The organism is Dyella flava (genome assembly GCF_016904955.1).
GTDB lineage: Bacteria > Pseudomonadota > Gammaproteobacteria > Xanthomonadales > Rhodanobacteraceae > Dyella_B > Dyella_B flava.
The window spans coordinates 71,773-86,286 of the sequence record NZ_JADIKE010000034.1 but is presented as its reverse complement, the minus strand read 5'-3'; the positions used below and the strand labels follow the sequence as shown (position 1 = coordinate 86,286).

Sequence of the window (14,514 nt, the reverse complement as noted above, 5' to 3'; positions counted from 1 at the left end):
CTCCGTTAGAGAATTGCGGCTGGGCCGCCGGTGCTCAGTTGCGTGGCCCCAGGCGGTCGCACAGCAGCAGAAAGCCGAGCGTGGCAGCGGCCAGCACGAAGCCGAAAAGTAGGTAAATGACGTCTTCCATCGGGGAATCACTCAGTGCCTCACAGCTGCGTACTCTAGGCACCGGCGCATAAGAAGCGGGTAGCGAAAAAGCCGACCCGCGTATAGAACGCGTAAAATTTTTACGGGGTGGGGAACTTGGGGTGCGGCCCGGAAGTTGTTGCGAAGGCCGGGTCGGCTAATGGACCGACGACACCGCCCAGGTAATGAAGGCCGCGTTCACCGCGGTCAGGGTCAGGGCGGCCAGGAATAGCACGTCCGCGACGCGTTCCAGCCGGTGATTGCGGCCCAGGCTGCGGGTGCGCAGGGCCCAGTAGGACATGAGGCAGGCGACCAGATAGGCCATGGCGTTAATCGCCAGCAGATCCTCGCCCAGCATGTCCCTGTGCCGGAGGGAGATCACCATCTTGATGATGCCGATCACCGTCAGGCAGACACCGACCATCGCCGCGGAGGCGGTGAAAATGTGTACGCAGATGTCGTGGTCAAGTAGCTGTCGCTGGGTTTCCGCGGTGTTGTTCATGACTTGTCGAGAAACAAAGGCATCGACAGTTATGGACCGGGGTATGCCGGTCGGGTTTCACAGCAAGAGCCTGCGTTTAGATTTGATATGGGTAAGGCCCGCAGGTCCGGGTGCCCCAACCGGCGTTGTGGCTGGCAGGTCGGGTAGGTCGGGTAGGTTGGGTAGGTTGGGTTAGCGAAGCGTAACCCAACGGGTCTCCGTCGAAGCGACAACCATCGTTGGGTTACGCTGCGCTAACCCAACCTACCAAACCATCGGCTTGCGCTGGATCAGTGCCGCTTGTGATCCCGATGTTCGATGCGGTTGTTCTGCTCCAATTGCTCCAGCGCCTCGCCGATCAGTCGGCTGATCAGCTGAAACGTGAGTTGCATTTCCCAGCGGGGAATCATCACGGTGCCATCGTCGTCGGTAGGCGACGCCTCGTCGGCGGCGACGTTCGCCATGGCCAACAACAGGCGTTGAAGGTTTTTCAGCTCGATGTAGTCGTCTTCAGACAATAGGTAGTGCTTCAACCCGAACGGGTCGATGTAGGTGGTTTCCATCGGCGTTCTCCACGCGTTTAGGTCGCCCGCGCATTGCGCACGGGCGAAGGGACTGCAGGAAAACCTGCTCGTTTCAGCGGAATGTGCAACTTCCGCTAGGACGATTACCCACTTGGGCCCGACGCCGCGCAGTCTGAGCGGCGGTGAAGTAGCGCTGATGTTGGCTTGGCGGGGTCACGCGTAGGCGTGCGTGCCGTAAAATCGGGGATAACCATGGTGAACTGTCCTTCAGTTTGTTATGGCCAGCGGATCGTTTGGGGTGCCTCCCAGGCGATCCGCGCTACTTCTCTAGTGTCGGGCGTGCCGTGGTCATCGCTTCGGATGGGCACGCCCGACCCGCATACGATTGCATAAGCAAGATCGATGGTGTTCAAGAAGGGGCGAAATTTTCGCAAAGGAAAATTCGCCGCGTCAGCTTTGCTCCCTCTCCCCTTCGGGGAGAGAGCCTGCCCCGGACTTGATCCGGGGGCTGGGGTGAGGGGTCACTCTTGCGAAGAATTTGCTTGCATAGCCTCGAAACATTCGAGCGAAGATCGTCGTAACGACGGCATCTATGGCAAGCGCGGCCCCTCACCCCAACCCTCTCCCCGGAGGGGAGAGGGAGCCAAGGCTCGCAAGTGTGATGTATCGGCGCGCTGCTTTTCTTCCTCTCCCCTCCGGGGAGAGGATCGAGGTGAGGGGCCACTCTTGCGATGCAGTTGCTTACGGAGCCTCGATACATCGAAGCGAAGATGTGTGTTAACGACGGCGTTTATGGCAAGCGCGGCCCCTCACCCCGACCCTCTCCCCGGAGGGGAGAGGGAGCAATGCGCGGTGCGGCTAACTTTGTGCGGCCAGCCGTGGAACACCTGCAAGCTGCGCTTGAATGTCATTGATCGAAGCACGAATGCGCGCCGTAAACACCGACTCCTGACAATGCATCAGCACCAGCTGCTCGGTGGCACGCGTCATCGCGACATACAACAGGCGCGCTTCCTGCGCTTCATCATCGCTGTGCTTCGGCATTGCGCCGAGACCGGGAATGATCACCACCGGAAATTCCAGACCCTTGCTGGAGTGCATGCTGACCAGCTTGACGCTGTCTTCGGCACTGAACAGCGAACGCTTGCCGACACTCTCGGCGAGGCGGCAGGCGACGCCGGCTTGCTCCAGCGCCTGCTGGATTTTTTCGCCTTCCCATTTATGCCGAAAGATCACCGCGATCTCCGACAGCGCACGTCCGCGCTCGTGCTCGTGGCGCACGCGATCCACTACGGCGCGCAGCTCGGCGCCGGCATTATCGCTGCGAATCAATTCAGGCACCGCGCCGCGGCGTCCGGCACTTTCCGGTGCGATCAGCGGCACGCTGTCTTCATCGCCCGGCCGTTCGTCGAGCAGTTCATGCGCGAAGCGCCGCGCCACCGACAGGATTTCCAGCGTATTGCGGTAATTGATGCGCAGGATGGTGGTGCGGCCCTGCGCCTGCACGCCGACGCTCTTCCAGGTGAAGGCGGGACGATCGGTTTTGCCGTAGATGTTCTGCGCATCGTCATACAGCACGAGCAGGGCATTGGTATCCGGATCGACCATTTGCACGATCAGCCGATACCACTCCGGCTCGAAGTCGTGACCTTCGTCGATCAGCACCGCACCGTACTGGAAGCGCGGAATGCGTCCCTGCTCGACGCCGCTCATCACGCGCTCGACCATCGCCTCGAAGAAACCTTCGCCTTGCTCGGGCAGCGGCTCGTGGTATGCCTCCAGCATCTTCAGGCACCACTTGTGGAAGTTGTAGACCTGCACCTTGTCGCTGAGACCGCGCTCGCCCATCAATTGATCGAGCCGTCCGGCCAGGGTTTTGTTGTAGCAGAGCACCAGGATCGGCTTGGCCAGGCTGCGCGCCAGATGGATGGCGCGATAACCCAGGATCATGGTTTTGCCGGAACCGGCCACGCCGTGGATGATGCGGTGTTCGTCACCGAGTGAACGCGCCAGCTGCTCCTGCTGCATATCCATCACGCGGACCAGATCGGGGATGGCGACGGCGGTGCTGGCTTCGGTGTCGTTGCCGTAGGGCAGGCCGAATTGTCCCTCGCCCCATTCCACGCGCAGTTCCGGGAACATGTGCCAGCGGATGCGATCGATCTGCGGTAGCGTCAGCGCGCAGGGAAAGGCTTGCGTGTACATCGCCCACAGGCGTTCCTGGAACGCCTCCGGATCGACCGTGTCGTACATCTCATCGCGGCAGATCACCAGGTGGGCGGGAATCACTTCCTGCAGGTTGCCGTCTTCAAATTGCTTGCGGCTGATGTTGCTCAACACCACGCCGTAGGCCCACGGCATCAGCAGGTGGCCTTCGTGGCGATGCCCGGCCGGATGACGCAGCGCCGGATCGCGCTCCAGCATCACCTTGATTTCCAGCGCGTAGGCGCGCGCTTGCAACAGCGGATTGTGCTTTTTGACCGCGCCGTGGGTGGTGATCAGGGTGAACTGGGTCTTGTCGGCGGCGGTGATGTTTTCGTGCTTCCAGTCTTTCACTTCCAGCACCAGCAAACCGCGGCGCGGATGGAACACGACGAAGTCGGGGCGGGTCTGGCGTGCGCCGATCGGCACGTCGTACCACAGCAGGTAATCGTCCTCGAGCTTTTGCTCCAGCCGCTCGGAAAAGCGTTTCTCGCCGGTCTGCATCTGGGGCAGGCAGCTATTGCGGGAGGGGATCAGTTTCGCCATCGATTGCGGTCCCTGCCTTGGTTGGGGTCGCACAGTACGGCGCCATCATATTGGAATATCGCGAAAGGTCAGCCTGCCGGCTGGGGGTCACTGGTCCGCATGGGTGGCCGTGCCGCCATCCAGCCAGCGCCGCTCCAGCCAGTGCGCGATGCCGGTGACGACCAGGGCGCAGGCAATGCCCAGGGTGACTTCGCCCAGACGGGTCAAGGCCACCGTCCAAAACGCACCTTCGTGCGGTACCAGCATCACGATGGTGGCGGTCGTCGCACTCAACTTGCCGGCATTACCCACGTTGAAGCACCAGCACAGCATGATCACCGCCACCATGGTGCCGGCGTAGCACGCATAGCTGTCACCGAGCACATAGGTGGCGGCAATCGCCACGGCGGCGCCGATCGCCGCGCCGATCACCTGGTCGCGCGAGGAGTTGCGGGTATCGATATAGGTCTGCTGCGTCACCGAGATGGCGGTGAGCACCGCCCAGAACGCCTGCTGCGTATGCAGCAGCAGGCCCAGCCAGTAACTCAGGCTCGCGCTGGACAAGGCCTGTAGACCGAGGAACAGCCCCTTGAGCAAACGATGCCGCCAGGGCATGCGCTTGTAGATCTGCGCCAGTTGCTGCTGGACGTTGACAAGTTGGCGTGCGCTGTCGCGGATGGGGTGTCGGGCGTTCATGGCGGAAGGCTGGGAGCTAGGAGAGAGTGGAGAGGAGTGAGAAGTGAGAGAAAGGCGTCGCTCTCTCGCTGCTCTTCTCTGTCTTTTCCTTATCGTAGATAGGGTGTCGTGTGTCCGTGAGCGAAGAGGGTGCAAAGCAGGAGCAAGGTGGTAAAGCCCTTCTCTCACTTCTCACTCCTCTCCACTCTCTCTTTGCCCCTAAAGCGGCGTCAGATTGGCGTACGCGGCGACCAGCCACTTGCTGCCGGCGCTCTCAAAATTGACTTGCAGCCGCGTGTGCGCGCCGCTGCCTTCGGCACTCACCACCACGCCCTCGCCGAAGCTGGGATGGCTGACGCGTTGGCCGAGTTTCACGGGCAGGTCTTCTTTCAAAGACGGCGCCGGTTCGGCGAAGCGTCCGGCGTACAGCGGGCGGCTGACTTGCACGCGCGGGCGTACTTCGTCCAGCAGCGATGGTGGAACTTCGCCGAGGAAGCGCGAGGGGCGTGCGAGCATTTCGGTGCCGTGCATGCGGCGGGATTCGGCGTGCGTGATGACCAATCGTTCGCGTGCGCGGGTGATGCCGACGTAGGCGAGGCGGCGTTCTTCTTCCAGGCGGCCTTCGTCTTCCACCGAGCGCTGGCTGGGAAACAGGCCTTCTTCCAGGCCGACCAGGAAGACCAGCGGGAATTCCAGTCCCTTCGCCGAGTGCAGTGTCATCAATTGCACGCAGTTGTCCCATGAGTCGCCCTGGCCTTCGCCAGCTTCCAGTGCTGCGTGGGAAAGAAACGCGGAGAGTTCGCTCAGGCCGGCTTCGATGTCGTCGGGTGTCATTTCGAAACGGCTGGCGACGTTGACCAGTTCGTCGAGGTTTTCCACGCGCGATTCCGCGTTGCCGCGGCTGTCTTTTTCGTAGAACTCGCGTAAGCCGGATTGCACAATCGCATGGTCGATTTGTTCAGCGAGCGGCAGAGCTTCAGCCCTCTCCTCGCTCCTCAAAGCCGGGGCCATCCCTGGCCCCTCCCCGCGTGCCCCTCCGGGGAGAGAGTTGGGTGAGGGGCTGTTCGGAGCGGGGGCTTCCGGCAAGAGTGACCCCTCACCCCAGCCCTCTCCTCGCTCCTCAGAGCCGAGCACATCCATGTGCTCTCCCCGCGTGCCCCGGAGGGGAGAGGGAGCAAAGGTGCGCGCCATGTCTTCGACCATGGCCAGAAAGTTCTTCACCGCGTTCTTCGCACGACCCGCAAGCTCGGAGCCCGTGCTCAGCTCATTCAACGCCGCTTCCCACATCGACACACTCTCGCCACGCGCACGCCGCCGCAACACATCCAGCGTGCGATCACCAATGCCACGCGGCGGCGTATTCACCGCACGCTCAAACGCCGCATCGTCATGCCGGTTTGCAGTCAATCGCAAATAGGACAACGCATCCTTGATTTCCGCACGCTCGAAGAAGCGCAAACCACCGTACACGCGATAGGGAATATCGTGCTGGATCAGCTGTTCTTCGAAATTGCGCGATTGCGCATTGGAGCGGTAGAGGATGGCGCAATCCTTCGCATCGCCATGTTCGGCGATGTATTCGCGGATGCGCTCGATCACGAAGCGCGCTTCATCCTGTTCGTTGTAGGCGGCGTACACCGCAATGCGTTCGCCTTCCTCGCCGGCTGTCCACAGCTGCTTGCCGAGGCGGTTGCCATTGCGTTCGATCACGCTGTTGGCGGCCTTGAGGATGTTGGAGGTGGAGCGATAGTTCTGTTCCAGCTTGATCGTGCGTGCGCCGGGAAAATCGCGCAGGAATTGCTGCACGTTTTCCACCTTGGCGCCGCGCCAGCCGTAGATCGACTGGTCGTCGTCGCCGACGACGAAGACCTGGCCGGTCTGGCCGGCGAGCACGCGGATCCAGGCGTACTGCAAGGCGTTGGTGTCCTGGAATTCGTCGACCAGCAGGTGACGCCAGCGTTGCTGGTAATGCTCCAGCACGGCCGGTTGCTTCAGCCACAGTTCGTGCGCACGCAACAGCAGTTCGGCGAAATCGACCAGGCCGGCGCGGCGGCAGGCGTCTTCGTAGGCCTGATAGATCTGCACCAGGGTGCGCGTGACCGGGTGCTGTTCGTGCTCGATGTTTTCCGCGCGCTTGCCTTCGTCTTTCCAGCTGTTGATCTGCCAGGTGGCCTGGCGCGGCGGAAAACGCGCCTCATCCAGGCCCAGGCCGGCGATCACGCGTTTGACCAGGCGTTGCTGGTCGTCAGCGTCGAGGATCTGGAAACTCTCCGGCAAGCCCGCTTCGCGCCAGTGGCGGCGCAACAAGCGATGCGCGATGCCATGGAACGTACCTACGGTGAGTCCTTGCGTGCCGCCGGGAATCAGGTGGTCAAGGCGCGCGCGCATTTCGCCGGCGGCCTTGTTGGTGAATGTCACCGCCAGGATGGCCCACGGCGGTACGCGATCGACCTGGCTGAGCCAGCCGATGCGATGGGTAAGCACGCGCGTTTTGCCGGAACCGGCGCCGGCGAGGACCAGATAATGGCCGGGTGGTGCGCAGACGGCTTCGCGCTGCGCATCGTTGAGCGAATCGATCAGGTGGGAGACATCCATCCGGCGCATTGTAGCCGCTGAGCGGCCGGCCGGCTCCGGCAATCCGGAGGCTCAGGTAGGTTGGGTAGGTTGGGTTAGCGCAGCGTAACCCAACGGTGTTTGTTGCTTCGATGAAGATCCGTTGGGTTACGCTGCGCTAACCCAACCTACCCAGCCTACGCATTACGCGCGTCAGCGTTTGGAGAAAATGCCGCCGAGTGCGAGCAAGGCGCCGACTGCGATGCCTGCAATGCCCATCCACTCGGGAAAGGCCTTGTGATGGGTGGCAGTGAGTTTGGCGGTGCCGAGCTGAAACACGGTGTCGGTTTCGGTATAGCCGCCGTTGCCGAATACGACCCAAAGGCCGCCGACCAGCAGGGCGACACCGATGATGAAAAGGATGGCGCGCATGTGAATGTCCCGGTGTGATGCCGCCGATCATAGGCGGCATACCCGGTGGAAGAAAAGCGCATGCGAACGATTTGCGCGGTTTTGCTCAGCAGAAAGTCACGACGATCAGAAGATGAAGCGAGCACCGATCGTCGGCGCAAGGTTGTTGTCGTGGTAATAGGGCACGCCGGGGCCGTGCGGAATGGCGATGGCCAGGCCGCCGCTCACATCGGAATAGGCAACACCGGCATAGGCGTCGAAACGCTTGGTGAAGTGATGATCGATGTAGAGCGACACTTCGTTGAGGGTGCCGCCACAGGAGCTGCGGTATCCGGCGATTGACGAGCAGGTCGACGGAACGCGGAAGTTGTCCTGCAGCTCATGGTAGTAGGACGCCGTGATGTCGGTTTTGCTGTCCAGCGCGTATTTCACGCCCGACCACCAGACCTGCACGACCTTGGGCCGGTCCAGATTGTCGTCTTCGACGCCGCTCAGCAGGTAGCCGCCCTGGGCTGAGGCACCCACGCCCAGAGGGTTGGTGGGATTCATCTGCCGGATGTGCTCGTAGCCGACAAAGAATTTGAACGCATCCCACGTATATTTGGCAGCGCCCATGATGGCGCTGTTGTTGGTCACGATGCCGTATTCGGTGTTGGCCGTCCCGATCAGATTGGGGCCGGTAATCGGGTTGGTATTGATGCTGTTGAGGGTCGACTGATAAGGCTGCGTCAGACTCTCGGGCCCCAGCAGCGGATTGAGCACGCTGATCGCCTGGTCGACATGCTGATAGACGACGTCGGCGGATAACTTGTCGTAGGTTCCACCGAGGTCGAATCCATAGGCTTGGTTATGGGTCTGTTCCGGCGTACATGTCGCGGCCGTCCAGGTCGCGGAAGCGGAGTAGCAGCCGCCCTCGCCGTCGGTGAATTTATACATCACACCAAAATGAGCCGGACCATAGGTCAGGCGATATTTGATGGAGTTGTCCCAACGGGTGTCCTGCGTGTCGCCGCCGCCAGCCATCAGGCCGTTATAGCCGATGAATGAAAAGGCATAGGCGCCACCGGCCGGATCGTATAAGAGCGTCGCATCGGTGCCGAGCGCACGTTGACGACCAAACGTGAGCGTGCCGAAATCCGTCGACGACAGTCCGCCATAGATTTCGTCATTGAATGCCTGGCCCGCACGCGCGCCATCGCCGGCGAACGAATAGTTCTGCCTGGCCCGGCCGTTGTTGATGGTATTGGTGGCTGCCAGATTGGCGAGTTCGAAAGATTGCGGATCAAAGCCGGTCGAACCGTTGAACACCACGGACCAGCCGTCCGTTATCGGCTCCTTGGCCCGAATGCCTACCCCGGTCTGCTGCAGGTTGTTGGGTTCAATGAGATATCGAGACCGATTGCCGTTGCGATTGACCAGCGACTCGCCTTCATAGTTGTGGCCATTGGTCGGCATGCCGTGGCTGACCCAGCCCACGCCGATGTCGTAGGCGCCGTACAGGGTGATGCCATGCCAGGTCAGCGGGCAATCCGTGTCGAAGAACTCCTGGGTGCTTGAGCAGGCCGCAGGGGCAGGTGGAGCAGCCGGAGCTGGTTCGGCGCCTTGAGGGGCTGCGGCGCCTGACGCATCGGCCTGCGCAGTGATGCTGGTGACTATCAACGCAACAGCCGTACTGGCAACTATCCATCGCTTCAGCATGTGGAAGTTTCCCCATGAGTGTGTGGTGAAACGCAATCACCGTCCGCGTGGTGCTGGAATGGATCAGCGCGAAGGTGAGTGCGTGGTGGTGCTGGTTACCTCAATCGTCGTGACATTGCGTATCCATCGCGCCGGCCGTTTGTCACCGGGCACGATCAGGCGGAAGGGACCGTCCTTGCCCAGCGGATGACCGTCCTGCGTGTCGGCAAGAATCACTTGCTCGTTGCCGAGCATCGGATCGAGTTCGCCAAGGCTGAAGATCACCTGGTAGTGATCGGAGGCGGTGACACGCACGATGGTGGTCATGCCATGTCCGCGCAGTTGTTCGCCGCCAGGTGCGCCGGCGTGTTGCAGAACATCTTCCAGCGCAACGCCTTGCCAATGCGCAGATGGCTCGTGGTGAGTGGCCGCCGTATCGACGCTGGTGCGCTGCATGCTGGCCAGGGCCGGGCGATCGAGCGTGATGGGTGGCTGGTCATCCACTACGACGCGGATCGTCGCCGGTGGTGTTTGATTGGCCTGTGCGTGCAGCGGGGAAGCGGGCAGGGTGAGGCATCCGAGCAGGAACGCCGCGGCGACTTTTTGCAGATACAGGCCACGCCCTCGCCAGATGGCGATACATCTGCTGTCGAAAAGCATCTGTTTGGCTCACCCTGCGCTCAAACCGGAGCGTTATGAGGCCGAGTATATGCCGGTTTGGGTGAGAAAAAGCGACGGTTCAACCATGCTGGTCATTGCTGACAGGTGCCGGAGCAGCGGCGGACGAGTTAGCGGCTGGTCCCCAGGATCACACTGGACGCCTTCACGATCGCCACCACTGCCACGCCTTCTTCCAGACCCAGGGCTTGGGCGCTTTCAGTGGTCACGATGGCGCACATCGCCGCTCCTCCCGCAAGCCGGATGCGTATATCGGTGTTGACGGGGCCGAAGGTGACCTGGGTCACCGTGCCGGCGAATTGATTGCGTGCGGACAAGCGCATGCTCTCATCCGGCAATCCCACCAGCACGGATGAGGCCTTGATCAGCGCGATCGCCTCGGTGCCGATCTCGAGTCCTAGATCATGCGTGCTTTCGCTGGTCAGCGAGGCCACCACATGTTCGCCGCCGGGAAGCGCCAGTTCGACGGTGTCGTTGACCACGCCTTTGTGGATGGCCACCACTCGGCCCGACAGCTGATTGCGTGCACTGGTTCGGAACATAAGGCTCCTGATCAGCTTGATGTCGGAGGCGGAAGCATCGGCGAGCGTTTCGAACTGTTCAAGGAAACGGCGATGCACGTCTTCGAGCGCCGCGAAGGCTTCGATCAACCGCTGTCCGCGTTCGGTCAGACGCGTCCCGCCGCCACCTTTGCCGCCCACCACGCGCATGACCAGCGGCTCGTCGGAGAGGTTGTTCATGGCGTCGATCACATCCCAGGCGCCCTTGTAACTCATGCCTACGGCGCGGGCGGCGGCGGTGATCGATCCGGTTTCACCGATTTTCGCCAGCAGGGCGATGCGGTCAGCACCGCCCAGCGTCTGGTCGTCGGATTGAAGCGAAAGCATGCCCTTCAGCTTGAACATGGCACGTCCGGCCCATCTTTGTGTGATGACGGGGGTGAGTCTAGCCAAAGGTGGGTGCGGGTGGTACGTGGCCCGGGATAAGCCAGTGTCAGGTCGCAGCGATGAAGTCGCACACCACGTTGATAACCCGCGAATCGCGCAGAACCCGCCGATGGCCCAGCTTGTTGGAGCCAAGGAAAACCACCTTGTCCCGGCAAGACTCCAGGAATTTCATCGCATTGAAATAGGGTATTTCTTTATCGTCCTTGTCGTGAACCAACATGACACGGGAGGTATCCCTATCTACCATGCTGACGATGTCCAGCTCGTCCCACTTGAGGCGGTTGTCGTACTTTTCTTCCAGCAATTTGCGCATGCGCAGCACTATCTTGCCGGGAATATTGAGGATTTCACTGAAGCGATCCATCACCCAGGCGCCGTGGGCAAAGCAGCCAATAAGGACGATCTTCCTGACATCAAATCCATATAGATGCTTTGAGAACATCGTGTTTCCGGCACCGAACGAATGACCGATGATGGCATCAAAGCCTCCGTGTCTTTTCACCATTTCGTGGATGGTCGAGGAGTACTCCATCATGTCGGTGCGCTTGCCGGTGGAGCGGCCGTGCGCAGGTGCATCGAAGGTCACCACGGTATAGTCGCGTTCGACCAGTGGTCGAATGAAGTGAGCGAGCTGGGTGCCCCGGCCGCCCCATGAGTGGCACAGGAGAATTTTCCTGACGCCTCTGCCCCAGGTATACGTTTCGACACGGTTGCCATTGACGATGACCGCAGAGCGCTTGGCGGAATTCTGGTATGGCATTTCCCACTCAGGCGTCTTGAAGCGCTGCGGGGTAAGGAAAATGCGGAGTGCAAGCTTCGTAGCCACGGCAGGGGCAATCCTGGACAGGATCGGGAACAGGGCGCGCAGCACCCCGATGGCGGGTTTATCTGCAAAACCTACGTCGTTCTTCTTGGCTGGCTTCTGTGCCGTGTGCATCGCGGGCTCCTTTTGGATGGAAAGGATTTATCGGGTAGGTGGACCGGTGCTAAGCCACCGCATGGGTAAGGGCAAAAAACCTCTTTCGAATGATTTCCGGTACGCGTACGGGGCGGAGCGACTCCGGGTTCAGGAAGGTGCCGTCCTGTCGTGCGCTGATGGCGAGGTTTCGTTGAAACGTGTTCTGAAACGCGAAGCCAACGCGCCATCGTGCTCTGCCGATATCTTCCACCCAGGTCGTACCTCGAATGAGTTCGCCATATCGGACGGGGTTCGCGTAATGGATTTCGGTCCTGGTGACGACCGACAGGTGTTCCCAAGAGCCGGTGTCAATTTCCGAAAAGTACCTGCGCATCATCTGGACGCGAAGCATCTCCATCCATCGGACCACGACGGTATTGCTCATATAGCCCGTGAAATCGATCTCGAATGGCATGGGATCGAAATCACGGGCATGGGAAAAAGCGCGGTCGGTTTCTGATGGATTTTGCATCGCGTCATCGTTTGCCGCTTTGGCGCGTGGTCGTAGCGCGTTTCAAGGACACTTGAAAAAGGTCCACCACGCCTGATTGAAAACTGCGTATCGCCGACTGGAAGTAGGTTCGGTAGTGCTCGAACACCGCTTCACCATAATTCGCCACGATGAATGGGCGGCTGCCCAGTAGCCGTTCGTTCCAGTGCTTGAGTGTGTGCGCGTAGTCCAGTCCGATCCGTCTGGATGACGAGATTTCGTAGAGATCCAGTGTCGCTGCCTGAATGTCGCTGATGCTGGGTAGCGCTGAGCCGGGGAATACTCTTTCAAGAAGGTATCGGGTGTCGCGAACCTCGGTGGTGTTTTGTGGGGTTCGTGCGGAGACGATCGTTTGCAGGCCTATGTAGGCATCGGTGGACGATACGTCTTGGCACCATTCGAAAAAGCGGCGATAGACGTCGCGTTGGCGCTGAATTCGCCGATCTTCCATGGATGCGAAATGTTCGAAAGCTCCGACGGAAATGATGGCGTCGTAAGGAGGTGACGCAGGCTTGAAGTCCGCCCATGAGCAAAGTTCAACCGAGATGGACGGCGTCGCGTTTGCGTGCACGTGGTCGTATTGATTTCTGCTTAGCGTAAGTCCGTGCGCAGAAGTCGCGCCAAATCGAGCGACGGCGTGGTGCATCAGCCCGCCCCAGCCGCAACCGACATCCAGGATGCGGTCTCCCGGAACTACGTGGGCGTAGCGACAAAGTCGATCGAGCTTCGCCGTTTGTGCCTCTTCCAGCGTTTTTGCGGCCTTCCAGACTCCGCAACTGTAAGCGCGATGTTCCTTGTCGAGGAACGCTTCATAGAAATCGTTCGCAACGTCGTAGTGGTAAGCGATATCTGCCTGGGTGGCCATGGCGTCGTCCTTATGCTGCGGCCGCTGTTTTGGTGAGGTGCTTGTGGTAGCTGCGAAGTGCGTGCGAGTTTGGAAACTCGTGGCCGAGCAGTCCGGATAAGTTGCTCAGAATGCCCAGCTCGACTTTCTTTTCCCACTGACTGTCGAAACGGATCTCGTTGCTCAACCAATGTTCCAGCCACTCCGGATCGGGTAAGCGTCCGTTGACGGTGTCGTCGGGATAGAGGCGCTTGTTGACATGCAGATTAGTCGGATGCATGGCCTTATTCAGGCGAGCATTGGTCATCAGGACGCCAATCTTCGCGAATGCCAGTGATGCCTCGCGTGTCTTCGATTTCAGCGACTTGCGCATATAGTCCAGATACGCGCGTGCATGCCGCGCCTCATCATTGGCCAGTGTGCTGTAAATCTGTCGAATGACGGGTTCGTCATGGTAGGCGCTGGCGCAGCGATACCACTGGTTGAGTCTTACTTCACCGCAGAAGTGCAGGGCGAGGCTTTCCAGTGGCGGTGCGCTGTCAAATGAAAAACGTACAGCCGATAGTTCCTCTTCGGTGGGGCAGAATTCCGGAGCGAATTGCTTCAGGTACTTCAGTAAAACCAGGCTGTGTTTCTGCTCTTCGAAGAACCAGATGCTGATAAAGGCCGAAAAATCCGCGTCATGACTGTTGTCGCGCAGAAACATTTCTGCGGTCGGCATGGCGGACCATTCGAGAATGGCATTCATCTTTATGCCGTGAAGCTGCCGCTCGGTGAGTTTCGATGCGTCGAAATCCTGCCAGCGGATGTCGGTCCCGAGATTCCATCGGTTCTCTTCGAGACGGGCGAATATGGAGGGAAAGAGCATCGTCATGCGGCCTCGACGGATGTGGCCCCATGAGCGTCGGAGTATTCCATCTCAAATCTTTCGCGCAATGCTTCGATGCAGGAACCGCATCCCTCTGCACATTTCGTATAGGCGTCGATCATCAGGTGAAATGGCAGCGGATCTAGTTGCTGCTTGCTCATGATGTCGTCGTGTGATGCGTCAGAACATAAACAGTACATCCGTGAACTCCTTGCTCTGCGGCCGCTCCGATCTGTTCCGCCGCAATCTATACTCGGTGTTCCTGGGGATTGGATCAGACAAGTCTGAAAGGCTCGCGGTTTGGGCTTGAGCTGGCTAATGGGTCACGTTTATAAGAGGTGACAGCTTTGCGGCTCCCCATTGGGTGTTCTGTGCGAATGACGATAAATACGGCAATGAGCGGCAGCGAACATGCACTAAAAGTCTTTTCGCGGCGTCGCCGGTCGGTTGCTCCATGCGGCATTGCGCGTTCGCATGGGTGAATTTCGAATCGGGTGATTCGATGGCGTATGCTTTGAAGCGAATGCCAAGCTTGCAAAGCCGGTGACCTTA

14 protein-coding genes are annotated in these 14,514 nt (G+C 60.0%); all 14 read right to left on the bottom strand.

The features are described from left to right. Positions 1–286: 286 nt before the first annotated feature. Positions 287–631: a hypothetical protein gene (locus ISP19_RS08590; protein ID WP_204680955.1), complete on the bottom strand. Its 345-nt coding sequence runs from the start codon at positions 629–631 to the stop codon at positions 287–289. A gap of 269 nt (positions 632–900) precedes the next feature. Next, complete coding sequence (locus tag ISP19_RS08585; RefSeq protein WP_204680954.1) at positions 901–1,173, bottom strand: XAC0095 family protein; 273 nt, start codon at positions 1,171–1,173, stop codon at positions 901–903. An 819-nt stretch (positions 1,174–1,992) separates the two neighbouring features. Then, positions 1,993–3,882 carry a DEAD/DEAH box helicase gene (locus ISP19_RS08580; RefSeq protein WP_204680953.1) on the bottom strand — a complete coding sequence of 630 codons (1,890 nt, stop codon included), beginning with the start codon at positions 3,880–3,882 and terminating at the stop codon, positions 1,993–1,995. An 87-nt stretch (positions 3,883–3,969) separates the two neighbouring features. Next, complete coding sequence (locus ISP19_RS08575) at positions 3,970–4,557, bottom strand: FUSC family protein (RefSeq protein ID WP_204680952.1); 588 nt, start codon at positions 4,555–4,557, stop codon at positions 3,970–3,972. A 198-nt stretch (positions 4,558–4,755) separates the two neighbouring features. After that, positions 4,756–7,131, bottom strand: a complete 2,376-nt coding sequence (locus ISP19_RS08570) for a 3'-5' exonuclease (RefSeq protein ID WP_204680951.1) — start codon at positions 7,129–7,131, stop codon at positions 4,756–4,758. A 171-nt stretch (positions 7,132–7,302) separates the two neighbouring features. Beyond that, entirely contained in the window at positions 7,303–7,521 is a 219-nt protein-coding gene (locus tag ISP19_RS08565; protein ID WP_204680950.1) for a hypothetical protein, read from the bottom strand. Positions 7,522–7,626: 105 nt separating this feature from the next. Further along, a complete protein-coding gene (locus ISP19_RS08560) occupies positions 7,627–9,198 on the bottom strand; it encodes a porin (protein WP_204680949.1) in 1,572 nt (523 codons plus the stop codon). 63 nt (positions 9,199–9,261) lie between these two features. Then, positions 9,262–9,837, bottom strand: a complete 576-nt coding sequence (locus ISP19_RS08555; RefSeq protein ID WP_204680948.1) for a molybdopterin-dependent oxidoreductase — start codon at positions 9,835–9,837, stop codon at positions 9,262–9,264. 128 nt (positions 9,838–9,965) lie between these two features. Then, positions 9,966–10,760, bottom strand: a complete 795-nt coding sequence (locus tag ISP19_RS08550; RefSeq protein ID WP_204680947.1) for a TOBE domain-containing protein — start codon at positions 10,758–10,760, stop codon at positions 9,966–9,968. Between the two features lie 88 nt (positions 10,761–10,848). Beyond that, a complete protein-coding gene (locus tag ISP19_RS08545) occupies positions 10,849–11,739 on the bottom strand; it encodes an alpha/beta hydrolase family protein (RefSeq protein WP_204680946.1) in 891 nt (296 codons plus the stop codon). A gap of 49 nt (positions 11,740–11,788) precedes the next feature. Next, positions 11,789–12,232, bottom strand: a complete 444-nt coding sequence (locus tag ISP19_RS08540; protein WP_204680945.1) for an acyl-CoA thioesterase — start codon at positions 12,230–12,232, stop codon at positions 11,789–11,791. 4 nt (positions 12,233–12,236) lie between these two features. Continuing rightward, positions 12,237–13,115, bottom strand: coding sequence for an SAM-dependent methyltransferase (locus tag ISP19_RS08535; protein ID WP_204680944.1), 879 nt, complete (start codon positions 13,113–13,115; stop codon positions 12,237–12,239). Between the two features lie 10 nt (positions 13,116–13,125). Then, positions 13,126–13,968: a ferritin family protein gene (locus ISP19_RS08530; RefSeq protein ID WP_204680943.1), complete on the bottom strand. Its 843-nt coding sequence runs from the start codon at positions 13,966–13,968 to the stop codon at positions 13,126–13,128. Continuing rightward, positions 13,965–14,123 carry a hypothetical protein gene (locus ISP19_RS08525; protein ID WP_204680942.1) on the bottom strand — a complete coding sequence of 53 codons (159 nt, stop codon included), beginning with the start codon at positions 14,121–14,123 and terminating at the stop codon, positions 13,965–13,967. The genes ISP19_RS08530 and ISP19_RS08525 overlap by 4 nt, the downstream gene beginning before the upstream one ends. Positions 14,124–14,514 lie beyond the last annotated feature (391 nt).